Below are 24,852 nucleotides of genomic sequence, written 5' to 3' on the forward strand. Positions count from 1 at the left end.
CAATTGGCTATTCGCCGGAAGTCTGCGTGCCGGTCAGCGCGCGGCTGCCATCATGAGCCTGATCCAGTCGGCGAAACTCAATGGTCACGACCCCTACGTCTATTTGAAAGACGTGCTCACGCGACTTCCGACGCAACCCGCCCATCGGATTCATGAACTTCTGCCGCATCGCTGGCAGCTTGAAACCGCTCCCGCTTAGTTCCTCCAAGCGCGATCCGATTCCGGATTGCGTCAACATGGGATCGCCACGCGCTTACATTGCATCCGCATTGCCTCGCAACCAGAATGAATCGCAAGCAACCGCTGCGAGCACCCTTCCGGGCTCCTAAAAAATGCCCCGCACATGGCGGGGCTTGATGGGGCAAGGGAAAAGGGAAGATCAATAGTCGTCCATGCCGCCTGTCGGAAGGGACGCTTTTTCCTTCTTGGGAAGTTCAGCCACCATGGCCTCCGTGGTTAGCATCAGGCCGGCGATGGACGCGGCATTCTGCAGCGCGGAGCGGGTCACCTTGGTGGGATCCAAAATGCCCATGGCGATCATGTCGCCGTATTCACCCGTGGCCGCGTTGTAACCGAAGGTACCGGAACCCTCCAGCACTTTCGCCAGCACCACGGATGCTTCTTCGCCGGCGTTGGCAACGATCTGGCGCAACGGTTCTTCGATGGCGCGGCGCAGAATCCCGATCCCGACGCTCTGGTCGTGGTTCTTGCCCTGCAGACCTTTGAGCGCAGTCAAGGTCCTCAGCAAGGCTACGCCACCGCCCGGGACGATGCCTTCTTCCACCGCGGCGCGGGTTGCATGCAGCGCATCCTCGACCCGAGCCTTCTTCTCCTTCATTTCCACTTCGGTGGCGGCTCCGACCTTGATAACAGCCACGCCGCCGGCCAATTTGGCGACACGCTCCTGCAGCTTTTCGCGGTCATAATCCGAAGTCGAGTCCTCGATCTGCCGGCGAATCAGCTCGACGCGCGCCTTGATGGCAGCGTGATCGCCGCTGCCATCGACGATGGTGGTATCTTCCTTGCCGATCTGCACTTTCTTGGCGCTGCCCAAATCGGCCAGATCGAGCTTCTCGAGGCTCAGGCCCACTTCTTCGGAAATGACTTTGCCGCCGGTAAGGATGGCTATGTCCTCCAGCATGGCCTTACGGCGGTCACCGAACCCAGGCGCCTTGACCGCGCAGACCTTGAGGATGCCGCGCATGTTGTTGACCACCAGGGTAGCCAGGGCCTCGCCTTCCACGTCTTCAGCGACGATCAGCAGGGATTTTCCGGATTTGGACACCTTTTCCAGCAGCGGAATCAGATCCCGAATATTGGGGATCTTCTTGTCGTGCAGCAGGATGTAGGGTGCATCCAGTTCGACACTCATGGTCTCCTGGTTGTTGATGAAGTACGGCGACAAATAGCCGCGGTCGAACTGCATGCCCTCGACTACATCCAGTTCGTTCTGCAGGCCAGACCCCTCCTCCACCGTGATCACGCCTTCCTTGCCCACCTTGTCCATGGCATCGGCGATAATCTGACCTATGGACTCGTCGGCGTTGGCGGAGATGGTTCCCACCTGGGCAATGGACCTGCTGCCTGCGCAGGGCTTGGAAAGTTTTTTCAATTCCTCGACCGCAGCGGAAACCGCCTGGTCGATACCGCGCTTGATGTCCATGGGATTGGCACCTGCCGAAACCGACTTTAGGCCTTCGCGGACGATGGCCTGAGCCAGCACGGTGGCGGTGGTGGTGCCGTCGCCGGCCACATCGGAGGTCTTGGAGGCGACCTCTTTCACCATCTGCGCACCCATGTTCTCGAATTTGTCTTTCAGTTCCACTTCCTTGGCCACGGAAACGCCGTCCTTGGTCACGGTGGGCGCACCGAAGCTCTTTTCCAGGACCACGTTGCGGCCCTTGGGACCCAAGGTTTGCTTGACCGCGTCGGCAAGGATGTTCACCCCGGCGAGCATGCGGTGACGGGCATCATCTGAAAAGCGGACTTCTTTAGCAGCCATGTCTGATTACCTCCACATATCCAATACGGTGATTCTTTTCGCAGGCCTCAGGCGTCCAAAACGCCCATGATGTCATCTTCACGCAGAATGACGTACTCGACACCGTCGAGCTTGACCTCGGTGCCTGAGTACTTCCCGATCAGGACTTTGTCACCCGACTTCACCGACAAGGGACGCAGTTCGCCATCGTCCAGCAGTTTGCCATTACCCACGGCAATGACTTCCGCCTTGATGGGTTTCTCCTTCGCAGTGTCCGGGATCACGATCCCGCCCGGAGAAGTTTTTTCCTCCTCCCAGCGCTTTACGACGACGCGGTCATACAGGGGACGGATATTCATGTCTTACTCACCTCGCTTTAATAAGAACATATGCAAAAACATAAACCTGCACGCTGCACTCAGCGTCCCGCCGTATCTAGGGACGCCGCTGGAGGATTTCAAGGGGTCGTCCGACCGAACGGGCGGCACCGGCTTGGAGTGCACCGGTCACGAGCGCCTTGTGCGGCGGGACACTGAAACTCCGGCCGAACCAACCCCAGGAATCGAGCTTTGGTCTTGTGCCAGCATGCCTTATCGCTGGGGCAGGGACCGGCGAGAATGATAAACTGCCGCAAACCATAAGAAGCCGGAGTCATCCCATGAGTGATGTCAGTTCGAAATTGGTACTGGGGGTTGGTGTCGCCATACTGGCGGGCATGGCCTATATGACCATTTCGCAAGTTTCCCGCAACGTCGCAGAAACCGGCCGCGGTTTCGCACTGCCAGAATTGCGCGAGCACCTGAGCGAGGTGCGCAGCCTCACCGTAACCGCCGCCGGCGAAAAAGATGTATTGAACCTGAAGCGGGACACGGGTGGCTGGACAGTGACGCAGAAAGGAGGCTACCCGGCCGATTCAGCCGCGATCAATGGCCTGTTACGCAAGCTGGCCGACGCACGCCTGCTGGAAGCGAAAACCGCTGTCGAGCAACGCTACGCAGAACTTGGTGTCGAGGACGTCAAAAATGCGCAGGCCAAGGGGATCAAGTTGGTCCTGACCGGCCTTTCCACGCCCGTTCGCCTGATCATCGGTAACGCCACCACCGAAGGTACCTTCGTGCGACGTGCCGAGGATCGCAAGGCCTGGCTGGCCAAAGGCAACCTGCAGATCAATCTCGACCCGGTTTTCTGGCTGGACCACAATCTCCTCGACGTCGCCCCCGAGCGCGTCGCCGCCGTCACTGTGGACCGCACTGGCGTCAAGCCCTCGCGACTGTCACGAAGCAGCCCTGAAGACGCCGCTTTCCGTCTGAGCGAGAAGCGTCAGTCCAAAGCGCTGGAGGCAGGCGCACTCGGGGCGTTGCCTACGGCCTTGTCCGGATTGACCCTCATCGATGTGGTACCCGCAACGCAAGCCACCGCCACTGCCAATTCGCTGCGTTACGACACCTTCGACGGGCTGAACCTGACAATCCAGGCCTGGACCCAAGAAAACCTGTGCCACGCACACCTGACCGCCATGTTCAGCCCAAAAGAAGCCACGGCATTCATCAAGTCGGCGCAAAATCAGACACAGAAAGCATTCCAGGCATCCGGCAAGCCGACTGCGGAAGCGCCGCTGGCCGTTACGGATGCGGACAAGGACCTGCAGCAGCGCCTGCAGGAAAGTGAAGGAGCCGCGGAAAAACTGCAGCTACTTTTCAGCGAGCGCGAATTCATCCTGCCTGAAACGATCTGCGCCCGATTCGTGCCACCTGCCGAACTGACGACACTCTCGGATGAAACGGCGAAGCCCGGTGCTGCCAAAGAGGCGAAAGGAAAGCGCCGATGAGTGGCGCGGCCGTACGTTGATGCCGTGGCCTGATGCTGCACGGGCCCTAGCCCGGCTGGCGGAAGTCCGAAAAAAGATGCCCACGCCGTAACGGCGTGGGCTCACTCGGTTTCAACGTTCAGGCAGTGACGTTCAGCAAGGTGCCAAGCGTCTCGTTCTCCACGTCGAGCAGTTTGATGGCTGCCTGAGTCTCAAGATCTGCGGCCTTCAATTCCACAATCGGCTTGATCAGATCCAGCGGTTTCCCTTCCACCGCCACTCCCATCGACGCTTTGGCAATCTTTTCGGCTGCCTGATCCACATGGTTGAACCCCCGCGTCACGGCGGTCAAACCGTATTGCCCGATGGCGCTGGTCAACATAACAACCTCTCAGGAACTGTTCGAACTCAGCTCCGATTAGGCTATCGACCTGATGGGAAAAACTTGTAGTGCAACAACATCATCCATTGCTTGAAGGCACAATCTCTGGCCAGCGGGCCGGCATCAGCCGCATAATAGCGCTTTTGAATTCTGATTGACGTGGTTTCGAATCCGATGAAGAAGATCATTATTGCCGTGCTGACCTCCACGCTACTGGGTGCCTGCAGCGGCGGCCCCGAGCAGGTCAGCCTGAAAGAGGCGCTGGTAGCCAAGCTGAAAGACGACTCCGATCTGAAGGACTACAAGATCGAACCAGCAGAAGTGGCAGATTGCGTCGTCAAGGCGATTACCGATAGCCTGCCAGGCTTCCCGGGCGATCCAAAGCGTGCCAAATATTACGAGGCCTACGCCAAGTTCGTGGCGGTCAAATCGCCTACCGATGCGGAAAACGCGACCAATGAGTACAAGGATTTGTTCGGTTCCGTCATACAGGCTCGAGAAGCAGCAGTCGGTGTCACCGATCACATCATGGGCTGCATGGGTATCGCTATCGAGCAGCACGCCGGCGAGCAATAATCCCGCCGTGGTAGCATCTCGCTCCGATTCAGCAGATGCGGGGTAAGGGGTCGTTTTCCAGTTCGTTGAGGACCCGCTCCCCGCCGATTGGCGTCTCGAGCACCACCAGCGCCTTCTCACCCTCCACACGCCCGATTTGCGCGGCCTCCATGTAGCCGGCCGCATGCAGGGCTTGCACCGCCTTTGACCCTTCGCCCGGGGCAAAGGCGGCCAACACCTGGCCTTCACTCGCCAGGTAGAGCGGATCGTACCCCAGAATCTCGCAAACGGAACGCACCGGGTCGCGGACCGGAATCATCGCTTCCTGCAGGCGAACCGTATGGCCGGTAGCTTTGGCGATATCGTGGGACACGGTCGCCAGCCCCCCACGCGTGGGATCACGCATGAACTTCAAGCCGGGGAGGCCGCAAAGGATCCGGGTGATGGGAAGCACGCTGGCGGCGTCGGAAATCAGGTCCCCCGAAAGGCCGAACTGCTCGCGTGCCAGCAGCACTGCCGTGCCGTGATCGCCTACGGCTCCGCTGACCACCAGCTCATCGCCCTCCCGGAGCGAGTCCAGCCCCAGGTTCAGTCCCGGCGGCCGGATGCCAATCCCGGTCGTCGCAAAATAGATGCCTCCACCCTGCCCTCTGCGCAGAACCTTGGTGTCACCCGCCACGATGCGCACATCGCATTCCTGACACGCGCACGCCATGCTGGCAACGACCCGGATCAGAAGGTCCATCGGTACACCTTCCTCGATAAAGGCGTTCAGCGTGAGATACACCGGGGTCGCTCCAGAGACCGCGAGGTCATTGACGGTTCCGTGTATGCACAGGCTGCCGATGTCACCGCCCGGAAACTCCAGGGGATCGACCGTGAAACCGTCGGTCGTGACCATCCAGTCACCGGACAGTTCAGTCGCGGGCAAACAGGAAGCGTCCGCGGCAGTGTCCAGCACATCGTTGCCCAGGTGGCGCTGAAACACGTGCTCGATCAGCTCGCGCATGAGGCGCCCGCCATTGCCATGAGCAAGAGATACATGCCTATCTTGAAGCGGCGTGGTCATCCGGGTCTCCGATACTGAGGGAATGGGTGGAGTATGGCGGATAGCGTCAATTACTGAGAGATCTGCGGCGCGTTTGCGTCGGCATGACGGAATTGTTACGATCGCGCACTATCGAGGCGGAGAGGCGCTTGCGCTATGCGCAGCCGCAGGGTCACAGCTCCACTCACCGAGTCTCTCCACCCAAGCCCCGGGCGGGGCTTCGCCCGCCAGATGTAGTGGCCGACCCGGTACCAGGTTACTTTGCTTAACCCTTGGCTTGGTCTGCCACATGGCAAAAATAAAAGAAAAACTCGGCAGATGGTTGCGCGTGGCCATAGGCGGCCCCATGGGGATTATAGCGTGGGGCATTTCCGGGGCAAGCGCGATGGCGATTGTTGTCTGGGGCCTGCAGACCGTGGCGCTGCCCTTGCTGATGCTGAAGACAGCCTCCTGGGGAATCTGGGGCCTGGGCGTTTTCCGAGAATCCAGAGCCAAACGCGAAAACCCGCCGCCCAAAGTCTGACTCCCCCCAACTGAGCATCGAGTTGCCCACAGTGCCCAGTCGCGGACTGTGCGGTCGTACCCGAGCGAAACGCGGCGAACCGTCCTATATTTGAGCCTCAGTAATTTTACCAATAAGATGTACATCGCTGCCGATACAGAGGGTAACCCGACTCACTGTGCGCCTGCCCTAGCGGATTAAAATAACAAAAAAGGTACGACAATGAAGCCAGATAGCCTTCCGCATGTTCCTCTCGACCGCCTCACCGTGGACCGGTTGCTGGGCGGCGTCAAGGCCTTCATCGCCTCACCCGTAGGCGGAAAAGCCAAAACCCTGTTCTTTCTGCTGCTGTTGGGCATGGTGGGCATCAATGGCCTCAACGTGGTCAACAGTTATGTGGGGCGTGATTTCATTACCTCCATCGAGAACCGCGACATGGGCGGTTTCATTGGCTGGGCGATGATCTACGTGGGTGTGTTCGCGCTCACCACCATCACCGCCGTGCTATTTCGGTTTTGCGAGGAGCGGCTCGGATTGCTCTGGCGCGAATGGCTTACGGCTCGCATGGTCACCCTGTACCTGGATCACCGTACCTATTACCGGCTGGACTCCAGCGGGGAAATCGCCAACCCCGACCAGCGCATCGCCGATGACATCAAGGCATTCACCGTCACGACCCTCTCCTTTACCCTGATGTTCCTCAATGGCACCTTCACCGTGGTAGCTTTTTCCGGGGTGCTTTGGAGCATCAGCCCATTGCTGTTCATGGTGGCCGTGCTGTACGCCGCGGGCGGATCCTATCTCACGGTGCGCCTGGGCCGGCCTCTGGTGGGCTTGAACTATAGCCAGTTGGACAAGGAAGCCAATTTTCGCGCAGACCTGATCCATGTGCGCGAAAACGCTGAGTCCGTCGCGCTGCTGCACCGCGAAAGGCGACTCAAGGTACGGCTGTTCAACCATCTCGATGCCTTGATCAGTAATTTCCGCAACATCATTGCGGTGAACCGCAACCTGGGTTTTTTCACCACCGGCTACAACTACCTGATCCAGATCATCCCGGCACTCATCGTCGCGCCCTTGTTCATCCGGGGCGAGGTGGAGTTCGGCGTGATCACCCAGGCCGCCATGGCTTTCGCGCAACTGCTCGGCGCGTTCTCCTTGATTGTTACGAATTTCCAGTCGATTTCGGCATTCGCCGCCGTCATTGCACGCGTGGGTTCCCTGGGCGAAGCCCTGCAGGATGGCGACGGGCCTGCCCCGGATGAGTCAGCGAAACCAGCGCAGAGTGAATCCGCCAAGGACGATTCCATCATCTCGGTGCGCGAGGAGGAAGGTATTCTGGCATTCCAGAACCTGACCTTGATCTCGCCGCAGTCGGGCCAGATTCTGTTGAACGATCTGTGCGTTTCCATTCCCAAAGGCACCCGCCTCCTGATCCTGGGCTGCAACGACGCCGCCAAGGTCGCCCTGTTCCGCGCCACGGCCGGCATCTGGGAGCATGGCCATGGCCGCATCGTGCGCCCCGAGTTCAAGCAGATCTTTTTCCTCCCCGAACGGCCCTACATGCCGCCAGGCACACTACGCGAACTCCTGGTGCGCACCGGGACCGAAACCGAAGTGGGCGACGACCGGTTGCTGGAGATACTGCGCGACATGGACCTGATGCCTCTGGTGCAGCGCTCCGGCGGACTGGATGAGGAGCAGGACTGGGACGAACTGCTGTCACTAGGCGAGCAACAGATGCTGGCCTTCTCACGCCTGCTGCTGGCCCGGCCGCACTTTGCCTTCCTCGACCGCATCAGTACTGCGCTGAATCCGGAAGACGTGACGCAGATGCTGCGCATGCTGCGCAAACACGACATCACCTACCTGTCGCTCGGCCGCGACCGTCACGGCCGCCGCGACACGGACGATCGCCTGGAGAACTACGAATCCGTGCTGGAAATCAGGCCGGATGGATCGTGGTCCTGGAAGGCGGTGAAAGACGGCGAGATTCTCGAGGAAATCGCCCCGGCCACATCCTGACCGGGGCCAGTCATCAGGGACTGAGGCTCACGCGGCGAGCAACACCTTGGCCAACTTGCGCTTGCCCACCTGGATGATGTGGGGCCCACCGGGCAGCAGCACGAGCTTGTTGTCAGACACCTTTTCGCCATCAATGCGCACCGCTCCCTGCTGAATCATGCGGTTTGACTCGGAGGTGCTCGAGGTCAATCCGAGATCTTTAAGGAGGCTGGCGATAGGATACCCGCCTTCGGGCACTTGGCGGGTCTGCTCCTCCAGATCCTCCGGAATCAGGCCCTGCTTGAAGCGCGCTTCGAAGCTGTCCACGGCGGCGCGGGCGGCCGCTGCACCGTGAAAACGCTCCACAATCTCCAGGCCCAATCGAACCTTGCAGTCTCGAGGATTGGCGCCCTCTGCGCAGGCTTCCCTCCAGCCCTCTATTTCCTTCCAGGGCACAAAGCTCAAGAGTTCGAAATAGCGCCACATCAGTTCGTCGGAAATCGACATGAGCTTGCCGAACATCTCCTCGGCAGGCTCGGCGATGCCGATGTAGTTGCCCAAGGATTTGGACATCTTCTGCACCCCGTCCAGGCCTTCCAGGATCGGCATGGTCAGCACCACCTGCGGCTTCTGGCCGAAAGCCTCCTGCAACTGACGCCCCACCAGCAGATTGAACTTCTGGTCGGTACCGCCCAGTTCCACATCGGCTTTCATGGCGACAGAGTCGTAGCCCTGGATCAGCGGGTAGAGAAATTCGTGGATCGCGATGGGCTGCCCGGTCCTGTAGCGGTTATTGAAGTCCTCGCGCTCCAGCATGCGGGCAACGGTGTGCTTCGCGGCCAGCTGGATCAGTTCCGCCGGACTCATGGCGTTCATCCAGCTGGAATTGAACATGACCAGGGTCTTTTCCGGGTCCAGTATCTTGAAGATCTGCGACTCGTAGGTCCGGGCATTTTCAATCACCTCGTCCCGGCTCAGAGGCTTGCGGGTTGCGTTTTTGCCCGTTGGATCACCGATCATGCCGGTGAAATCGCCAATCAGGAACATGGCTTCATGGCCCAGGTCCTGGAACTGCTTCAGCTTGTTGAGCAGCACCGTATGTCCCAGATGCAGGTCCGGCGCGGTCGGATCGAAGCCAGCCTTGATCCGCAAGGGACGGCCTTCCTCCAACTTTTTTTGCAATTCCTCTTCGCGCAGCAATTCTTCTGCGCCGCGCTTGATCAGCGCCAACGACTCATCTGTGGACATCACAACTACTCGGCTTTCGTGAGAAGGGGGTAAAGGCGGGGATTTTAAATGATTCTGGCGCAAAAGCCCCGCGCTGCGCTCGCCCGTCGGGCGGCGCCCCTCAAACGACCCCGAACTAGGCGGAGAAGGAGGACCCGCAGCCGCAGGTCGTGGTGGCGTTGGGGTTACGGATGACGAATTGCGAGCCGGAAAGATCGTCCTTGTAGTCTATCTCGGCACCGGTGAGATACTGTATGCTCATGGAGTCAATCAGAACGGTGACGCCATTTTTCTCCACCAGGGTGTCATCCTCGTTCACGACCTCATCGAAGGTAAAGCCGTACTGGAAACCTGAACAACCGCCCCCTTGCACATAGACACGCAACTTGAGCTCGGCATTACCCTCTTCAGCGATAAGTTCGCTCACCTTGGCGGCCGCGCTGTCAGTAAAGATGATCGGGTCCTGGGTCGTAGTCATGGCGTGAGTCTCTTAGGATTAACGTGCTGGATTATCGTTATACCAAGCTTGCTGGTCAAGAATAACCCGCTCCCATCCAACCTCAAGTTTAAGGACGTATGCTGATGAAAATGCGATTTTTCCTAGGGACAGCACTGCTCCTTTTGAGCACGACCCAGTCGGCCATGGCGATGCGCTGCGGCCAGGCCCTCATCGTGGAGGGAGACCACATGTTGGACGTCTATCGTAAGTGCGGAGAACCCTACTTCAAGGAAACCCGGGTGGAGTACCGGGCAGTGCGCCTACGCAACCCGGGACTGGAGCAGGAGCGCTGGATTCCCGTGAACGTGGAGGAATGGACTTACAACTTTGGCCCGAACCGATTCATGGAAACCCTGCTTTTCGAGGGAAGCCGCGTGGTGGGTTCGCGCACCCTAGGTTATGGTGACTGAGAGCTCAGCTCACCCGTTGTCACGAGTCTCCCTTGCTTGATAACACCTCCAGGGCGATCCGCGCAACCCCCCGGTTCACCATCCCCAACTCGCGCGCCGCGCGCTTGGACAGATCCAGAATACGCCCTTTCGGCAGGCGCGTCCGGTCATTCACACGCACTTCGACGCTGCGCTGATTGCTCAGGTTCACGACCCGCACCACTGTCCCGAACGGCAGGTGCGGATGGTCGGCGGTCAATTGATTCTTGTCGTAACGCTCGCCGTTAGCGGTGCGGCGTCCATGGAAGCGGTCACTGTAGTACGACGCCAGTCCCACCTGCTTTCCCGCGCCACCCCGCGGCGCCGTTGGTTTGGCATGGGCTACGGCACTCGCCGAAGCCAGGCAGACCGAAATGACGGAATGGGCCATCCATCGTCTCGTTTGCATCCATTACCTCCAAATTCTGTGCTTGATCCAAGCCTTGGGCAAGGATGATAACCGAATCGATGCAATAGACAAAATTTGATTCCTAAATTGTCTAACCCGCAGCCGCAATTTCCCACGGCCATGACTTGACATCTAAGATATCTGTTCAGGCACTCGTTTCAGCCAGGACAAGCCGAGCACACGGCGCCGGGCCGACAACAGCACCAGCGCGGCGGCACCGGCAACCGTCCAGTCGCCAAAGCGCACATAGGGCGTGGCGCCTTGCATGGGCGTAATCTCGACGGTCAGCGCCGTTTGCGTAAATTGCGGTGCCTGGGCAATGACCCAGCCGCGCGGAGAAATGGCGGCGGTAATGCCCGTATTGGTGGCGCGCAGCAGGGAACGCCCGGTTTCCAGGGCGCGCATGCGCGCCATCTGTAGATGCTGATGGGGTTGCCAGGAATCCCCGAACCAGGCGTCGTTGGTGACATTGACGAGATAGCCCGCCGCGGGCAGGCCAAAGCGCGACTCGTGGCCGAACGCGTCCTCGTAACAGATCGAGGTCGATACCTCGTACCCCGCGGCCATCAGGGGACTTTGCGCATCGGTGCCCCGGGCGAAATCGGCGAGGGGAATCTGCAGCATGTCGGCGATGGCCCCGAACAAAGGCCGGAAGGGTATGAACTCGCCGAAGGGCACCATGTGCCGTTTGTAGTACATGCCGGGCTGAGCACCGAGGGAAACCAGGGCGTTGTAATAACGTTGGCTGGCGGGATCAACGACGGGCACGCCGACCAGCACGTCGGTCCCGTTTTCGCGGGACTCCTGCTGCAGCGCCGCGAGGGGACCGTCCTTGACCTCATGATGAAAGGCCGGAACGGCCGTTTCCGGCCACACCACCAGATGGGAATCCCAGTTTGCCCGGGTCATGGTGCTGTAAAGGTCCAGGGTGCTGGCCAGCACTTCCGGTCGCCACTTCAGATTCTGCGGCACATTACCCTGCAGCAAGGTCGCCTTGAAGGGCTTCCCGGCCTCTTCCACCCAGTCGACCCGGGCCAGCAATGCGCAGCCCAGGAAAAGCCCGGCTACTCCGGCCAATGCCCTCAAGCGCAGGCGAGGGTCCCCAATCAGTGTCAGCAGCGCCAACCCCGCCAGCAGGGCTACGGCCCAGGTGATCCCGTATGCGCCGACCAGCGGCGCCAGCCCCTGCCCTAAGGGTGTGTCGACTTGGCTGGATCCAAGGTTCAGCCAGGGAAACCCTGTCAGGAACCAGGAGCGGAACCACTCCACCAGGGTCCAGACTGTTGGGAAATACAACAACAGGCGCGCGGTCGCATCGGCACCCGCGGCGATGCGCTGCGCCAGATAGCCGGCCACTGCAGGGTACAAGCCGAGAAACAGGACAAACAGGGCGGTGAGCAGCGAGGCCTCGGCCGTATCGGCGCCTCCAAATCGGTGAATGCTAATGTAAACCCAGCCAACACCTACCCCGAACTGCCCGAGGCCGAACAAATAGCCACGCCAGAAGGCGCGGCCCGGGGTGGCCCGCAGCCATGCGAAGAACAGCATGGCCAGGGATGGTATGGCCAGATAGGGCGTCTCGAAGGGGGCGAACGCAAAAGGCAACAGGAGACCGCCGGCCAGCGCCGCCAGTTCTCCCAGCCCGATTACTCCGCTATTCGTCACTCGCGAGCAGGGTTTCGCCGGCCTCTGCGACGATCAACTTGAGCAGGTGCACGCGGCGGTCATCGGCGCGGATCACGATAAAGCGAAAGCGGCCGATGTCGACACGCTCGCCGCGGCGCGGCAGATGCCCCATCTGATGGACGATCAAGCCGCCGATGGTGTCGAATTCGTCATCGGCCAGTTCCGCGTCGAAATATTCGTTGAATTCCTCGATGGGCGTCAGGGCCTTGAGGGTGAATTCGTGCTGGCTCTTGCGAAAGATGAACTCCTCCTCGCCGAAATCGTGTTCGTCCTCGATCTCACCGACAATCTGTTCCAGCACGTCCTCGATGGTCACCAACCCGGCGGCAGCCCCGTACTCATCCACCACGATGGCCATGTGGCTGCGCGTGGAGCGGAATTCCTTCAGCAGCACATTCAGCCGTTTGCTCTCAGGCACGAACTGGGCGGCACGCATGATGTCCCGCACCTGCAAGGCCTTGTTCTTGAGCCCTTGGGCCAGAAGATCCTTGACCAGCAGGATGCCCACCACCTCGGCCCGATCCTCGCCGATCACCGGATAGCGCGAATGGGCGGATTCCATGACCAGGGGGAAAATGGTCTCCAATTCCGCGTCCTGCGGCACCACCACCATTTGCGCCCTGGGAATCATGATGTCGCGGACCCTCAGTTCCGAGAACTGGATCACCCCTTCGATCATCGCCAGGGCTTCCGGGTCCAGCAACTGGCGCTTCTGCGCATCCCGCAGGAAGACCAGCAAATCTTCGCGGTCCTCCGGTTCGCCAGCCAGGAAATGCCCAAGCCGCTCCAGCCAGCTCCGGTGCTCGCCGGCCTGCTCCTCGCTCATGTTTCATCCTCATAGGGATTGGCAAAGCCCAGCCGTCTCATGATGGCGACTTCTTCCGCCTCCATTGTCATTGCCTCGGCATCATCGATGTGATCGTAGCCCTGCAGGTGCAACACACCGTGCACCACCATATGCGCCCAGTGAGCCACCGGAGCCTTGCCCTGCTCCCGTGCTTCGCGCGCCACCACCGGAGCGCAGATCACCAGATCCCCGAGAATCGCGGTGTCGACTCCGGGCGGGGATTCGAAGGGAAAACTCAGCACATTGGTGGGGCCAGTCTTATGCCGGTATTGGCCGTTGAGTTCGGCGCTCTCGTCCTCGTCCACCACGCGGATCACAAGCTCCGCCGTCTCGCGCTGCAGGGCGGCTTCCGCCCAGCGCTCGAAGCTCGCGGCATCGGGGACGTCCAAGGCCTGGCTGACGTTCTGCAGCTCCAGTTCGATCATGCCTCGATCTGTGCCCTTTCGTAGGCTTCATAGGCCGTCACGATACGTTGCACCAGAGGATGGCGGACCACGTCCTGGGCGGTAAAGAAGGTGAAACTGATGCCTTCCACTTCGCGCAGCACCGCCAGCACGTGGCGCAGCCCGGACTCCTTGTTGCGAGGCAGATCGATCTGGGTGATGTCGCCGGTGATCACCGCCTTGGAACCGAAACCCACGCGGGTCAGGAACATCTTGATCTGCTCGGTGGTGGTGTTCTGCGCTTCGTCAAGGATGATGAAGGAATCGTTCAGGGTGCGGCCGCGCATGAAAGCCAGGGGCGCCACCTCGATGACGTTGCGCTCGATCAGCTTGGCGACACGCTCGAATCCCAACATCTCATACAGCGCGTCGTACAGCGGCCGCAGGTAAGGGTCGACCTTCTGCGCCATGTCCCCCGGCAGGAAGCCCAGCTTCTCACCGGCTTCCACCGCAGGACGCGCCAGGATGAGGCGCCGAACTTCCTCGCGCTCCAGCGCCGCCACGGCACAGGCCACGGCCAGGTAGGTCTTGCCCGTGCCCGCCGGGCCGACGCCGAAGTTGATGTCGAACTGCTGGATGCTTTTCAAATAGCGGCGCTGGTTGGGACCGCGCGCCTTGAAAAGGCCGCGCCGGATGCGGATCAGCCCGGCCTCCTGGTCGGATTCGGTTTCCCCCTCAGCCAGGGCCGCCACGTTGGACCCCTGCAGGGCCAGGTGAACCCGTTCTGGCGTAATGATCTCGCTCACCGTCGCCTCGAACAGGTCCTGCAGCAAATGTCTGGCCGCCTGGGCCGGTTTGCCTGAACCCAGCACCTGGAAGTGGTTGCCGCGGTTGCTGATCTCGACACCCAGGCGCCGTTCGATCTGGCGCAGGTTCTCGTCGAATTGTCCGCACAGGCTGGCGAGCCGCTCGTTATCGTCCGGTTCCAGGACGAACTGCAGGCAGTTAGGATGACTGGTGGGCAAGTTAGCGGCCGGCTACGGCGGATACTGGGCGCTCGGCAGGCGCGTCGGGCACATCGACCAGCCGCCCGCGCAGGGAATTAGGCAAGGCCTCGGTAATGAGTACGTCGGCGAAGTAACCGACAAGCCGCGGGTGGCCTTCGAAATTGACTACCCGGTTGTTCTCGGTGCGTCCGCTCATCTGCGCATAGTCCTTCCGGGAGACACCTTCCACCAGCACTTTCTGCACGCTGCCCACCATGCCGCGGGAAATCTCGGCGGCCATGGCGCCGATGCGTGCCTGCAGACGGGCAAGCCGCGCCCGCTTGGTATCAATGCTGACGTCATCGGGCATGTCCGCCGCCGGCGTTCCCGGACGGGCGCTGTAGATGAAGCTGAAGGAATGGTCGAACCCCAGGGTATCGATAAGATCCATGGTGGCCTCGAAGTCCGCGTCGGTTTCGCCCGGAAACCCGACGATAAAGTCCGACGAAAGGCTGATGTTGGGGCGAACCTGACGCAGCCTTGTGATCCTGCCGATGTAGTCCGCGCGGCCGTGGCCGCGCTTCATCAGAGCCAGGATGCGGTCGCTGCCGCTCTGTACCGGCAGGTGGAGATGATCCACCAGCTTCGGCAACTCGGCGTAGGCCTCGATCAGACTGTCGGAAAATTCCACCGGATGCGAGGTGGTGTAGCGGATGCGGTCGATGCCATCGATGGCGGAGACGTAGTAAAGCAGCAGGGCGAAGTCGGCCGTGTCGCCGTCCTCGGTCTCCCCGCGGTAGGCATTCACATTCTGCCCCAGCAGGTTGACCTCGCGCACGCCCTGGGCGGCCAGCACCTCGATCTCGCGCACCACGTCCGCGACCGGCCGGCTGACTTCCTCGCCGCGGGTGTAGGGCACGACACAGAAGGTGCAGTACTTGCTGCAGCCCTCCATGACCGACACGAACGCCTTGACCCCCTCGGCCCGGGGCTGCGGCAGGGCATCAAACTTTTCGATTTCCGGGAATGAGACATCGACGACGGCACCCGACCCGGACCGCGCCCGCTCCAGCAAGTCAGGCAGGCGATGCAGGGTCTGGGGACCGAAAACCACGTCCACGAAGGGCGCCCGCTTGCGCAAGGCCTCACCCTCCTGGCTGGCCACGCAACCGCCGACGCCAATCATCACATGAGGGCGCTTTTCCTTGAGAGGGCGCCAGCGCCCCAATTCGGAAAACACCTTTTCCTGCGCTTTCTCACGTATGGAACAGGTATTCAGCAACAGAACATCGGCCTGCTCGGGGTCCTGCGTCAGCTCAAAACCCTGGGCCGCTTTGAGCACATCCCCCATTTTGGCGGAGTCGTACTCGTTCATCTGACACCCGAAGGTTTCGATGTAAAGCTTTTTTGACATTAAGGGAAGAAAAATCCCGCTCGTTGTAATGGGGATATTCTATCAGAATCGCCCCGGCCCGGTCTCATCCGAACACGCAGGACCGATCAAACCGAGGGCCCCAGTCAAGCCGGGGCCCCATCCGCGCCTGCAAACACGGCCGATACCATGAAGCGCTGAGCCTCCTCGCGGGTGTACCGGCCTCATTAACCGATTTCAGGCGTGGCTATGCTCGAACTTGAAGGGGTTGATGAACGTGGAGCCGGCGCGCTTGAACTGGGCTTCAGGATGTCGCCTGGCCATGGCTTCCCGCACCTTATCCTCTTCTTCGGCCTTGACGTCCACCATGATCAAGAACTTGCCCGACTCGATTTCGTCATGGTACAGGGCAATTTTCTGGTTTTCGCGGCTCAGGCCAACTAGCCCGCCCATCCAGGCACCAAACAGGGTGATGAAGCCAAAGATGGCCGCATAGACCATCCCATTCAACTGACTGCCGAAGGGTTCGGCACTCACCACGTACCACGTAACCAGAATGGCCAGGGCGAAACCGATCATCGCGCCGCGCTCGCCATTGCGCACAATATCCAGTTTTTGCAGATAGTTAGCGGAATGAAGGTGACGCTTGTAAAGCCCCGCCTCGTCCTTGCTCAGGACGTGGAAATTCCAATCGGTGATCCCTGCCTGATGCAGGTCATTGGAAATTTCCTCGGCGCTATCAATGCTCTCGGTCAGATAATACAGTCGTTTCATCGCAATTCTCCTCCGGGTTCAAAGGGCCGCAGACTCGACACTCAGTATTTTTCCATGGGGTCGCGAAGAAATGGTTTATCAACGAATAGGAAACTAGTCAATCCCCCCTGTGCCGGACGGATCAGCCCGCCATCATCTGGTCGACCACTTCGATCCAGTGCCGGACCGGCGCCTTGGCCGCCGTCTGGAGATGCGTCAGGCATCCGATGTTGGCCGTCACGATGACCTCAGGATCGCCCGCCTGCAGGGATTCCAGCTTGTTTTTCAAAAGTCGCCTGGACAATTGCGGCTGCAGGATCGAATAGGTGCCGGCAGACCCGCAGCACAGATGCGCCTCTGCGACCGGGGACAGGTGAAACCCCAGCCTGGACAGGACCGCCTCGACCCGCCCCGCCAGCCGCTGTCCGTGCTGCAAGGTGCAAGGCGACTGGAAGGCAATGCGGGCCCCTGAAGCGCTTCGCCAGGCGTCGAGCTCCTCTTGTTCCAGGATCTCCACCAGATCCCTGGCCGCGGCCGAGATGCGCGCCGCCCGCTGCGCGTATTTTGGATCGTGGGCAAGCGCGGCCGCATATTCCTTCACCATCAAGCCGCAACCGCTGGCGGTGATAACGATGGCTTCCACGCCCTGGTCGAGATACGGCTCCCAGGCATCGATGTTACGCCGCATGAATTGCAGACCCTCTTCATGGGCATTGAGGTGATAGCTGACGGCGCCGCAGCAGCCCGAAGCCTTCGCCGTCAATAAATGTATGCCCATACGATCGAGCACACGAGCCGTCGCCGCGTTGATGGAGGGTGCCAAGGCGGGCTGGACGCACCCTTCGAGCACCAGCATCCTGCGAGCGTGCGTCTTTTGCGGCCAGGGCGAGTCCGGCGTGATGCGCGGAACCTGACTTCGCAAGGGTGCAGGCAAGATCGGCCTGAGGATGTGCCCCAGCCTGGCCAAGGGCGTAAAACGCTGAGGATATGGCAACATCCAGCGCAGGAGGCGGCGCTGCAGGCGCTCCAGCCAGGGCCTGGCCACCTGGGCATCCACCAGCGGCCGGGCGATGTCCAGGAGACGTCCGTAGCGGACGCCGGAAGGACAGGTGGTCTCGCAGGAGCGGCAGGTCAGGCAGCGGTCCAGATGCATCTGGGTTCCCGCGCCGGCGGGTGAACCCTCCAGGACCTGCTTGATCAGGTATATGCGCCCCCTGGGGCCATCCCGCTCATCACCGAGCAACTGATAGGTCGGGCAGGTGGCGGTGCAAAAGCCGCAGTGCACGCAACTGCGCAAGATGGCGTCCGCTTCGCGGCCCTCCGCGGTTTCAAGGAGGGAATCGAGTAACTGGGTCTGCATGCCTCACCACGCCGGGTATAGTCGGCCCACATTGAATACACCCTCAGGGTCGAAGGCGTGCTTGATGCGCTGATGCAGCTTGAGCAAGGCGGAGGGAAGCGGCTGGAACACCGCATCGGCGGCGCCGCGAAAGCACGCGGCATGCCCTTCCAGACGGGCCGCGGCGGCAAACACCTCATCCGGCGCGGCGCTGCTGCGCAACCAGCGCTGAGCGCCGCCCCAATCCAGCAGCCACTCGCCGGCCAGTTCAGGCAAAGGTGCCAAAGGCTTCACGGACAGCCGCCACAGGGGCGCAGCCCCCTGGAAGAATGGCAGACGCTGCTCAAGCAGATCCCTCCAGAACACCTCGCCATCACCCATCAACTCACCGCCCAAGCGCCGACAAGCGCCACTCAGGCTGGATTCAGCGCCCGATAACCTCAGCCACAGGCGACCATCGGCATGACACGCGGCGGAGATCGGCAGACCCTCGCCCACCCAACGGTTCATGCGTTCCAGGGCGGAGGCTGCATCGGATTCGAAGCATAGGCTGCATTCCGTCTCGGGCCGTGGCAGCACCTTGAGGGAAACTTCCAGCACCACCCCGAGGGTGCCCATGGCCCCGACCATCAGCCGAGATATATCAAACCCGGCCACGTTCTTCATGACCCGGCCGCCAAAGGACAGCGACTCGGCCTTGCCGTTGATCAGCTTGACGCCCAGAACGAAGTCGCGCAGCGAGCCGGCAAAAGGCCGCCGAGGCCCAGATAGACCCGACGCGACCGCACCTCCCAGGGTCGCGCCAGGGCCGAAATGGGGTGGCTCGAAAGCCAGCATCTGCTTATGAGCGGCGAGTTCCGCCTCGATTTCCTTGAGCGGCGTGCCGCAGCGGGCGGTGATCACCAGTTCCGTGGGCTCATATTCCACAATCCCGCAATGCGCTCCCACCGCCAGCGGCTGCGCCTTCACACGTCGCCCGTAGAATCGCTTGCTGCCGGAACCGACGATCTCCAGGCTGTATCTGCCGTCAAGGGCCGATTGCACCTGATGGACCAATTCGTGCTCCCTGTCGCCCGCCCCAGGCCTGCTAGCCAAGTCCTGACTCACAAACGTTCCAGTTCCGGATGCGGCAAAGCACCGCCGTGGACATGCATGGCGCCGAATTCGGCGCAGCGGTGCAGGCTGGGGACCGCCTTGCCTGGATTAAGCAGCCGGCTGACATCGAAGGCCGACTTGACTGCGTGGAACTGGGCCAACTCCGGACCGCGGAACTGGATGCACATCTGATTGATCTTCTCGATGCCGACGCCGTGCTCGCCCGTTACGGTGCCGCCCATGGCGACGCAAAGCTCCAGTATGCGTCCGCCCAGTTCCTCGGCCCGTTCCAGTTCTCCGGGTCGGTTGGCGTCGTACAGGATGAGGGGGTGCAGATTGCCGTCGCCAGCGTGGAACACATTCGCCACGCCCAGCCCGTATGCTGCGGATAGCCGCGCGATCCCGGCCAGCACCTCGGCAAGCCGCCGCCTGGGGATGGTGCCGTCCATGCAATAGTAATCGGGCGCGAGCCGCCCCACGGCGGGAAATGCCGCCTTGCGGCCGGCCCAGAAGCGCCGCCGCTCCGCCTCGTCGCGCGACTCGCGAACCTCCAGCGCGCCGCAAGCCAGCAGAATTTCCCGGGAGCGCGCCAGATCGGCCGCCACCTGGTGCTCGCCGCCATCCATCTCACATAAGACCAGGGCGGCGGCATCCACCGGGTAACCCGCCTGGATGAACGCCTCCGCCGCCTGTATGGCAAGACTGTCCATCATTTCCAGGCCGGCGGGCAGCAGTCCGCCGCCCACTATGGAGGCCACGGCATGTCCGGCCTTCTCCACGGAATCGAACGCGGCCAGCAGCACGCGGGCGACCTCTGGCCTGGGCAGGAGTTTCACCGTGGCTTCGATGATGATGCCGAGGAGCCCCTCGGAACCCGTCAGCAGGGCCAGCAGGTCATAGCCCGGACTGTCCAGGGCGGCCCCGCCCAGTTCCAGCAATTCCCCTTCCATGGTCAGCAGCTTCATCCCCAGCAGATTGTGCACGGTGAGGCCGTACTTGAGGCAGTGCACGCCGCCGGCGTTCTCCGCCACATTGCCGCCGATGGTGCAGGCGATCTGCGAAGACGGGTCCGGCGCGTAATACAAGCCGTGAATTGCCGCGGCTTCGGAGATGGCGAGGTTACGCACGCCGGGCTCCACCCGCGCGATGCGGTTCAGAGGGTCAATCTCCAGAATCCGGGTGAACTTGGCCAGGCTCAGCAACACGCCATTGTCCACCGGCAGGGCGCCCCCCGACAGTCCGGTCCCGGCACCGCGCGCCACCACCGGCACGCCATGTTGGTGACACAGGCGCAGCACGCCCCGCACCTGCTCGATGCTTTCCGGAAGCGCCACCAGCCAGGGCAGCGTGCGGTAGGCGGAGAGTCCGTCGCACTCGAAGGGAGCCAGGTCTTCCTGCTCTGAAAGGAGCTGCTCCGCAGGCATCACCTCCCCCAGCAGTCTCAGGAACAGTCCCTTGTCCATGCCGTGCCCGATGCGCTCTTCCGGGTCGATACGGTAACTCAAGGTGACTGCTCCGGTGGCTCGGAATCGCGCGGCGGTCCGTCACGCAGGAACAGGCGGTACAGGAGCATGCCCGCGACGAAGCCTCCCAAGTGGCCCCACCACGCCACGTCGGCATAGCCACCTCCCGCGGTCAGACCTCCCGTGGCTTTATAGAGTTGGATAATGACCCACACGCCCAGGAAGGCGATGGCCGGCACCTGGATGAATAGCGGCATGAAGAAGACCCATATGACGATGCGGGCATAGGGATAGAGAAAGAAAAACGCGCCCATGATGCCCGCCAGACCGCCGGACGCACCGATGGCCGGCACGGTGGCATCGGGGCTGAAATAAATCTGCAGCCAGCCGGCCACGATCCCGCAGATCAGATAGAAAGCGAGGTAGCGCACGCCGCCCATCCGATCCTCGATATTGTCGCCGAAGATCCAGAGTAGCCACATATTGGCCACCAGATGCATCCAGCTTCCGTGCAGGAACATGCTGGAAACGAACGGCGTGTAGTCGTTGGCCGGCAAGCCGGCCCAGGCGGCCCAGTCGGGATGGGCGTAGCGCGCCGGCACCAGGCCATAGAGGTAGAACAACCGCGTTTGGGCCTGCTCCGGAATCATCAGCGAAAACACGAACGCGCCAAAATTCGCCACCATGAGCGACCAGGTGACCCACGGCGTATTGACGCAGGGAATCGTGTCTCGATAGGGAATCATTGCCTAAAAACGGTCCATCCAGAAAGCTGGCTCACCACATGCGCCTTGCGTGGGTGCGGAAGCGCATGAACCCGTCCACCGCACCCAGCATGGCGAGCCCCAGGGCAGCATACTGCGGCATCATGGCAATCAGCACATACGGCGGCGCAGCCCACAGCCATGACAGCCGGCGCTGGACAACGATGCCGTGGATCACCGCAAGTCCCACGAATAGATACATCATCAAGGCGACCAGGAACAAGTCCGACATCAGAACCAGGCTGAAGACCGAGACTGCAAAAAGCACAACGGCCACCAGCACGGTCACGCTGACCGGCAGGCGCAAGGCGCGGAACTCCTGCCCGAATCCCCCTGGATAATACACCAGCGACTGCATCCAGCGCGCCAGCAGCAGGCTGAGCATAGCCCCTACGCCCATGGCGAAGGCCACCAGGCCATTCATCAACGGCAGGGTGCCGTCGCGCTCGAAACCCTGCACGGTCGCACCCGGCACCCCCGCAACTGCGCGCTCCAGCCAATCTCTCCAGAACGCTTCCACGTCGCCGGTCAGCACATGCATGGCGAGGACCCAGAACAGGCAGGTGGAGCCCACGGCAAGCACAGCCATTCCCTGCGAGCGATACGCCCGCAGCGCCCAGGCCCCCGCCAGCACCGGCACCCATAATGAGACGACGATGGGAAAGGCCAGGCCGGGCCGCAGGTTGACCAGCAACCACCCGACCCCCACCACAAGCAGAGCGCCCGCCGAGATGAGGGCGGCGATCAGGGTGCCGTGACGAAGTGCCACCAAGGCCAAAACCGCAGCGCTGAGCACGGCGGCAGGTAGAAAAATCAGAGACAAGGCGCCCAACACACCGGCAGCAAAAACCGCATGCAGGGGATGCCTCAGCAACAACGAGGCGAGTTCGCCCATGTGCTCGAGCCTCCTTCAGAATTGATTCAACATACTCATGGACCGCGGCAACGGCATTTGGTTTCGTGCCCCCCGCAGGGCCCGCACAGCGCCGCGGCACGGCGTCCGCGCGGATTCGGATTCCCCAATGACAGGCAGGACCGAAGACATGGGCGTTTGCCGGCGAAGCGATTAAACTGGCCGTCCATCGTAGAGGAGAACCCCATGACAGAACAACAACAAGCTCCAGCGCTGGCGGAAGCGGACAGGGTGGCTGGCGGCGGACTTCTGGATCGGCGCCTGTTCCTCAGGCAGGGTGCGGCATTCGGCCTGGCAGCCACCGTCGCCCCGGCGGCTGCGCTGGCAGGTGAAATCGAGCGTCCCGCCTGGATGCGCTCGCCGGGCGCCCCCTTCTCCAACTACGGACAACCCTCCTCGCACGAAAAAGGCGTGATCCGCTGGGTCGCCGCCAACCCCGGAGCGCCGGGCAACGGCATCTCCTGGACGCCCCTGCAGAAACTGGCGGGAACGATTACGCCATCCGGTCTGCACTTCGAACGCCATCATAACGGCGTACCGCAAATCGACCCCGACCAGCACCGTCTGCTGATCCATGGCCTGGTGAAAACACCGCTGTTTTTCTCCCTCGAAGCGCTGTACCGCTATCCCATGGTGTCGCGCACCTGTTTCATCGAATGTGGCGGCAACAGCAACGCCGGCTGGCACGAGGAACCCATGCAGGCGCCCCTGGGCAACATGCACGGGCTGGTGTCCTGCAGCGAATGGACCGGCGTGCCCCTTCGCCTGCTCCTGGAGGAAGCCGGTCTCGACCCGAAAGCCCTGTGGATCATCGCCGAAGGCGCCGACGCAGCGGCCATGAACGTGAGCATTCCCCTGCGCAAGGCCATGGACGACGCCCTGATTGCCGTCTATCAGAATGGCGAGCACCTGCGGCCCGAGAACGGCTACCCCATGCGCTTGCTGTTGCCTGGCTGGGAAGGCGTCACCCAGGTCAAGTGGCTGCGCAACCTGGAGGTGGCCGATCAACCGGTCATGGCGCGTAACGAAACCGCCAAGTACACGGAACTGCAACCGAACGGTAAATCGCGCCAATTCACCTTCGTCATGGAGGCCAAATCCCTGATCACGCACCCCTCGCCGGGGCACCGCCTGCGGGAGCGAGGGGTCTATCCCATCAGTGGCCTGGCCTGGAGTGGGCGCGGCAAGATCCGACGCGTGGAGGTCTCTGCCGACGGGGGACGCAGCTGGGCCGATGCCGAGTTGCAGGAACCGGTGCTGCCCTGTAGTTTCACCCGCTTCCGGATTCCCTGGCGCTGGGATGGGGCTCCGGCGCTGTTGAAAAGCCGTGCCACCGACGAGACCGGTTACGTGCAACCCGAGCGCAGCCGGCTGATCGCCGAACGCGGCCGAAACGGGTATTTCCACTACAACGCCATCGTCTGCTGGTCCGTATCCACCGAAGGAGAGCTGACCCATGTGTACGCGTGATCCTTTCCTGAATCGGCTAGCGACCGCCGTGGCCCTGATCGCGGCCCTGTCCAATGCCAACGCCGAAGGGCTGGGCATACCCGCGAGTGCGGCGGAAGTTGCGGCGCGCCGCCTGAACGTTTTCCCGGACGGCAAGGGACTGCCCGATGGCAAGGGCAGCGCCTTAGAGGGCAAAGCCATCTACGCCGAGCGCTGTGCCTCCTGCCACGGCGCGACCGGAACCGGCGGCAGCGCCGAGGAATTGGCCGGTGGCCGGCTCGACGGCCCCAGCCCGGACAAGACCATAGGCACCTATTGGCCCTATGCCACCACCGTCTTCGATTTCGTCCGCCGTTCCATGCCCCTGGATGCGCCTGGGTCCCTCAGCAGCGATCAGCTGTATGCGGTGACGGCCTATCTGTTGAACCTGAACGGCATCATCGATGAGCGCGCCGAGATGAACGCAGCCACCCTGCCCCAGGTCAAGATGCCCAACCGGGGTGGCTTCATTGCCATCGACGCCGCCTTGACTCCGCCTTGACGCGACCTTTAGACGCAGTCCGAGGGCGGGTCATGACCACTGAGCCGGGGCGCCGGGACCGCCCCGTAAATTTTGTCGGGAGATTGTTGACACGACCTGGCGAGATCCGCATAATGCGCACTTCCCAAGCAGCTCAGCGCTGCACCTCTTGCCGAGGTGGTGAAATTGGTAGACACGCATGTTTCAGGTACATGTGAGGCGACTCGTGGAGGTTCAAGTCCTCTCCTCGGCACCATATTTCTTCTTCGTTTGATTCCAAAGAACTAAGTCTCCGCGTCGTTTCAATGACGCCGCGAGCCGCTTGAATCCCCTCGTTTGCCCAAGCCCCGAGGTTCCTGAAGTCTAAGCAGGTCTACGGATTCCGCCATCGCCGCGGCAGGCAGAGACTATTCGCGTTCGTCAACTTCCGCCATCCCGCG

At 61.6% G+C, this 24,852-nt stretch carries 26 protein-coding genes and 1 tRNA gene; 9 read left to right on the forward strand and 18 right to left on the reverse strand.

The features are described from left to right. Nucleotides 1-199, forward strand: a 199-nt coding sequence (locus EK23_RS22405) for a transposase domain-containing protein (RefSeq protein ID WP_145998590.1), incomplete at its 5' end; no start/stop codon positions are given. A 180-nt stretch (nucleotides 200-379) separates the two neighbouring features. Here EK23_RS22405 and groL read toward each other — a convergent pair. Further along, the gene (gene groL / locus EK23_RS07385; RefSeq protein WP_045224719.1) at nucleotides 380-2,002 is read right to left on the reverse strand and encodes a chaperonin GroEL; all 1,623 of its coding nucleotides are present in this window, start codon (nucleotides 2,000-2,002) and stop codon (nucleotides 380-382) included. Between the two features lie 47 nt (nucleotides 2,003-2,049). Further along, nucleotides 2,050-2,340, reverse strand: coding sequence for a co-chaperone GroES (gene groES / locus EK23_RS07390; protein ID WP_045224720.1), 291 nt, complete (start codon nucleotides 2,338-2,340; stop codon nucleotides 2,050-2,052). Between the two features lie 299 nt (nucleotides 2,341-2,639). Between groES and EK23_RS07395 the strand changes: the two genes are divergently transcribed. Beyond that, entirely contained in the window at nucleotides 2,640-3,809 is a 1,170-nt protein-coding gene (locus EK23_RS07395; protein ID WP_045224721.1) for a DUF4340 domain-containing protein, read from the forward strand. Between the two features lie 118 nt (nucleotides 3,810-3,927). Here the strand turns inward: EK23_RS07395 and EK23_RS07400 are convergent, their stop codons facing one another. Beyond that, nucleotides 3,928-4,170, reverse strand: a complete 243-nt coding sequence (locus tag EK23_RS07400; protein WP_045224722.1) for a hypothetical protein — start codon at nucleotides 4,168-4,170, stop codon at nucleotides 3,928-3,930. A 174-nt stretch (nucleotides 4,171-4,344) separates the two neighbouring features. Here EK23_RS07400 and EK23_RS07405 point away from each other — a divergent pair, with 174 nt between their 5' ends. After that, entirely contained in the window at nucleotides 4,345-4,746 is a 402-nt protein-coding gene (locus tag EK23_RS07405) for a hypothetical protein (protein WP_045224723.1), read from the forward strand. A gap of 28 nt (nucleotides 4,747-4,774) precedes the next feature. Here the strand turns inward: EK23_RS07405 and hypE are convergent, their stop codons facing one another. Then, a complete protein-coding gene (hypE, locus tag EK23_RS07410) occupies nucleotides 4,775-5,794 on the reverse strand; it encodes a hydrogenase expression/formation protein HypE (RefSeq protein ID WP_045224724.1) in 1,020 nt (339 codons plus the stop codon). Nucleotides 5,795-6,062: 268 nt separating this feature from the next. Here hypE and EK23_RS23250 point away from each other — a divergent pair, with 268 nt between their 5' ends. Continuing rightward, complete coding sequence (locus EK23_RS23250; RefSeq protein ID WP_145998591.1) at nucleotides 6,063-6,296, forward strand: hypothetical protein; 234 nt, start codon at nucleotides 6,063-6,065, stop codon at nucleotides 6,294-6,296. Nucleotides 6,297-6,497: 201 nt separating this feature from the next. Beyond that, nucleotides 6,498-8,300: an ABC transporter ATP-binding protein/permease gene (locus tag EK23_RS07420; RefSeq protein WP_045224725.1), complete on the forward strand. Its 1,803-nt coding sequence runs from the start codon at nucleotides 6,498-6,500 to the stop codon at nucleotides 8,298-8,300. 27 nt (nucleotides 8,301-8,327) lie between these two features. Here the strand turns inward: EK23_RS07420 and tyrS are convergent, their stop codons facing one another. Continuing rightward, nucleotides 8,328-9,527, reverse strand: a complete 1,200-nt coding sequence (tyrS, locus tag EK23_RS07425; protein WP_045224726.1) for a tyrosine--tRNA ligase — start codon at nucleotides 9,525-9,527, stop codon at nucleotides 8,328-8,330. 115 nt (nucleotides 9,528-9,642) lie between these two features. Next, nucleotides 9,643-9,984: an iron-sulfur cluster insertion protein ErpA gene (erpA, locus tag EK23_RS07430; RefSeq protein WP_045224727.1), complete on the reverse strand. Its 342-nt coding sequence runs from the start codon at nucleotides 9,982-9,984 to the stop codon at nucleotides 9,643-9,645. A gap of 104 nt (nucleotides 9,985-10,088) precedes the next feature. Between erpA and EK23_RS07435 the strand changes: the two genes are divergently transcribed. Further along, nucleotides 10,089-10,415: a DUF2845 domain-containing protein gene (locus EK23_RS07435; protein WP_158002463.1), complete on the forward strand. Its 327-nt coding sequence runs from the start codon at nucleotides 10,089-10,091 to the stop codon at nucleotides 10,413-10,415. A gap of 19 nt (nucleotides 10,416-10,434) precedes the next feature. Here the strand turns inward: EK23_RS07435 and EK23_RS07440 are convergent, their stop codons facing one another. From EK23_RS07440 to EK23_RS07495, 12 genes are all read right to left on the reverse strand, one after another. Continuing rightward, complete coding sequence (locus EK23_RS07440; protein ID WP_045224728.1) at nucleotides 10,435-10,842, reverse strand: septal ring lytic transglycosylase RlpA family protein; 408 nt, start codon at nucleotides 10,840-10,842, stop codon at nucleotides 10,435-10,437. A 132-nt stretch (nucleotides 10,843-10,974) separates the two neighbouring features. Further along, nucleotides 10,975-12,507, reverse strand: coding sequence for an apolipoprotein N-acyltransferase (gene lnt, locus EK23_RS07445; RefSeq protein ID WP_045224729.1), 1,533 nt, complete (start codon nucleotides 12,505-12,507; stop codon nucleotides 10,975-10,977). Beyond that, nucleotides 12,497-13,354 carry a CorC family transporter gene (locus EK23_RS07450; RefSeq protein ID WP_045224730.1) on the reverse strand — a complete coding sequence of 286 codons (858 nt, stop codon included), beginning with the start codon at nucleotides 13,352-13,354 and terminating at the stop codon, nucleotides 12,497-12,499. Before EK23_RS07450 ends, lnt begins: the two co-directional genes overlap by 11 nt. Beyond that, nucleotides 13,351-13,800, reverse strand: coding sequence for an rRNA maturation RNase YbeY (gene ybeY, locus EK23_RS07455; protein ID WP_045224731.1), 450 nt, complete (start codon nucleotides 13,798-13,800; stop codon nucleotides 13,351-13,353). Before ybeY ends, EK23_RS07450 begins: the two co-directional genes overlap by 4 nt. Continuing rightward, the gene (locus EK23_RS07460; RefSeq protein WP_045224732.1) at nucleotides 13,797-14,783 is read right to left on the reverse strand and encodes a PhoH family protein; all 987 of its coding nucleotides are present in this window, start codon (nucleotides 14,781-14,783) and stop codon (nucleotides 13,797-13,799) included. Before EK23_RS07460 ends, ybeY begins: the two co-directional genes overlap by 4 nt. 1 nt (nucleotide 14,784) lies before the next feature. After that, the gene (gene miaB, locus EK23_RS07465; protein ID WP_045224733.1) at nucleotides 14,785-16,158 is read right to left on the reverse strand and encodes a tRNA (N6-isopentenyl adenosine(37)-C2)-methylthiotransferase MiaB; all 1,374 of its coding nucleotides are present in this window, start codon (nucleotides 16,156-16,158) and stop codon (nucleotides 14,785-14,787) included. A gap of 195 nt (nucleotides 16,159-16,353) precedes the next feature. Beyond that, nucleotides 16,354-16,890: a hypothetical protein gene (locus tag EK23_RS07470; protein WP_045224734.1), complete on the reverse strand. Its 537-nt coding sequence runs from the start codon at nucleotides 16,888-16,890 to the stop codon at nucleotides 16,354-16,356. A 121-nt stretch (nucleotides 16,891-17,011) separates the two neighbouring features. Continuing rightward, nucleotides 17,012-18,229: a glycolate oxidase subunit GlcF gene (gene glcF, locus EK23_RS07475; protein ID WP_045224735.1), complete on the reverse strand. Its 1,218-nt coding sequence runs from the start codon at nucleotides 18,227-18,229 to the stop codon at nucleotides 17,012-17,014. Between the two features lie 3 nt (nucleotides 18,230-18,232). After that, entirely contained in the window at nucleotides 18,233-19,303 is a 1,071-nt protein-coding gene (gene glcE / locus EK23_RS07480) for a glycolate oxidase subunit GlcE (protein WP_052808049.1), read from the reverse strand. Nucleotides 19,304-19,311: 8 nt separating this feature from the next. Beyond that, on the reverse strand, nucleotides 19,312-20,808 hold the full coding sequence (locus EK23_RS07485; protein ID WP_235281953.1) for an FAD-linked oxidase C-terminal domain-containing protein: 1,497 nt from the start codon (nucleotides 20,806-20,808) through the stop codon (nucleotides 19,312-19,314). Beyond that, nucleotides 20,805-21,512, reverse strand: a complete 708-nt coding sequence (locus EK23_RS07490) for a rhomboid family intramembrane serine protease (RefSeq protein ID WP_045224736.1) — start codon at nucleotides 21,510-21,512, stop codon at nucleotides 20,805-20,807. The genes EK23_RS07485 and EK23_RS07490 overlap by 4 nt, the downstream gene beginning before the upstream one ends. A gap of 31 nt (nucleotides 21,513-21,543) precedes the next feature. Then, on the reverse strand, nucleotides 21,544-22,425 hold the full coding sequence (locus EK23_RS07495) for a hypothetical protein (protein ID WP_045224737.1): 882 nt from the start codon (nucleotides 22,423-22,425) through the stop codon (nucleotides 21,544-21,546). A 204-nt stretch (nucleotides 22,426-22,629) separates the two neighbouring features. Here EK23_RS07495 and soxC point away from each other — a divergent pair, with 204 nt between their 5' ends. The 3 genes from soxC (at nucleotide 22,630) to EK23_RS07510 (ending at nucleotide 24,668) form a co-directional block, all read left to right on the forward strand. Further along, nucleotides 22,630-23,913 carry a sulfite dehydrogenase gene (gene soxC / locus EK23_RS07500; protein WP_082054023.1) on the forward strand — a complete coding sequence of 428 codons (1,284 nt, stop codon included), beginning with the start codon at nucleotides 22,630-22,632 and terminating at the stop codon, nucleotides 23,911-23,913. Then, nucleotides 23,900-24,433, forward strand: a complete 534-nt coding sequence (locus tag EK23_RS07505; protein WP_045224738.1) for a c-type cytochrome — start codon at nucleotides 23,900-23,902, stop codon at nucleotides 24,431-24,433. Before soxC ends, EK23_RS07505 begins: the two co-directional genes overlap by 14 nt. Before the next feature lie 150 nt (nucleotides 24,434-24,583). Then, nucleotides 24,584-24,668, forward strand: a tRNA-Leu gene (locus tag EK23_RS07510). Nucleotides 24,669-24,852: the final 184 nt, after the last annotated feature.

The sequence above is a fragment of the Methyloterricola oryzae genome (assembly GCF_000934725.1).
Taxonomy (GTDB): domain Bacteria; phylum Pseudomonadota; class Gammaproteobacteria; order Methylococcales; family Methylococcaceae; genus Methyloterricola; species Methyloterricola oryzae.

Coding starts and splice junctions, on each gene's coding strand:
- EK23_RS07405 (WP_045224723.1), top strand. CDS start 4,345: ATGAAGAAGATCATTATTGCCGTGCTGACCTCCACGCTACTGGGTGCC.
- EK23_RS07400 (WP_045224722.1), bottom strand. CDS start 4,170: ATGTTGACCAGCGCCATCGGGCAATACGGTTTGACCGCCGTGACGCGG.
- EK23_RS07505 (WP_045224738.1), top strand. CDS start 23,900: ATGTGTACGCGTGATCCTTTCCTGAATCGGCTAGCGACCGCCGTGGCC.
- erpA (WP_045224727.1), bottom strand. CDS start 9,984: ATGACTACGACCCAGGACCCGATCATCTTTACTGACAGCGCGGCCGCC.
- ybeY (WP_045224731.1), bottom strand. CDS start 13,800: ATGATCGAACTGGAGCTGCAGAACGTCAGCCAGGCCTTGGACGTCCCC.
- glcF (WP_045224735.1), bottom strand. CDS start 18,229: ATGCAGACCCAGTTACTCGATTCCCTCCTTGAAACCGCGGAGGGCCGC.
- miaB (WP_045224733.1), bottom strand. CDS start 16,158: ATGTCAAAAAAGCTTTACATCGAAACCTTCGGGTGTCAGATGAACGAG.
- EK23_RS07420 (WP_045224725.1), top strand. CDS start 6,498: ATGAAGCCAGATAGCCTTCCGCATGTTCCTCTCGACCGCCTCACCGTG.
- soxC (WP_082054023.1), top strand. CDS start 22,630: ATGACAGAACAACAACAAGCTCCAGCGCTGGCGGAAGCGGACAGGGTG.
- groL (WP_045224719.1), bottom strand. CDS start 2,002: ATGGCTGCTAAAGAAGTCCGCTTTTCAGATGATGCCCGTCACCGCATG.
- hypE (WP_045224724.1), bottom strand. CDS start 5,794: ATGACCACGCCGCTTCAAGATAGGCATGTATCTCTTGCTCATGGCAAT.
- EK23_RS23250 (WP_145998591.1), top strand. CDS start 6,063: ATGGCAAAAATAAAAGAAAAACTCGGCAGATGGTTGCGCGTGGCCATA.
- EK23_RS07490 (WP_045224736.1), bottom strand. CDS start 21,512: ATGATTCCCTATCGAGACACGATTCCCTGCGTCAATACGCCGTGGGTC.
- EK23_RS07395 (WP_045224721.1), top strand. CDS start 2,640: ATGAGTGATGTCAGTTCGAAATTGGTACTGGGGGTTGGTGTCGCCATA.
- EK23_RS07435 (WP_158002463.1), top strand. CDS start 10,089: ATGAAAATGCGATTTTTCCTAGGGACAGCACTGCTCCTTTTGAGCACG.
- EK23_RS07470 (WP_045224734.1), bottom strand. CDS start 16,890: ATGAAACGACTGTATTATCTGACCGAGAGCATTGATAGCGCCGAGGAA.
- EK23_RS07440 (WP_045224728.1), bottom strand. CDS start 10,842: ATGCAAACGAGACGATGGATGGCCCATTCCGTCATTTCGGTCTGCCTG.
- EK23_RS07450 (WP_045224730.1), bottom strand. CDS start 13,354: ATGAGCGAGGAGCAGGCCGGCGAGCACCGGAGCTGGCTGGAGCGGCTT.
- groES (WP_045224720.1), bottom strand. CDS start 2,340: ATGAATATCCGTCCCCTGTATGACCGCGTCGTCGTAAAGCGCTGGGAG.
- EK23_RS07495 (WP_045224737.1), bottom strand. CDS start 22,425: ATGGGCGAACTCGCCTCGTTGTTGCTGAGGCATCCCCTGCATGCGGTT.
- tyrS (WP_045224726.1), bottom strand. CDS start 9,527: ATGTCCACAGATGAGTCGTTGGCGCTGATCAAGCGCGGCGCAGAAGAA.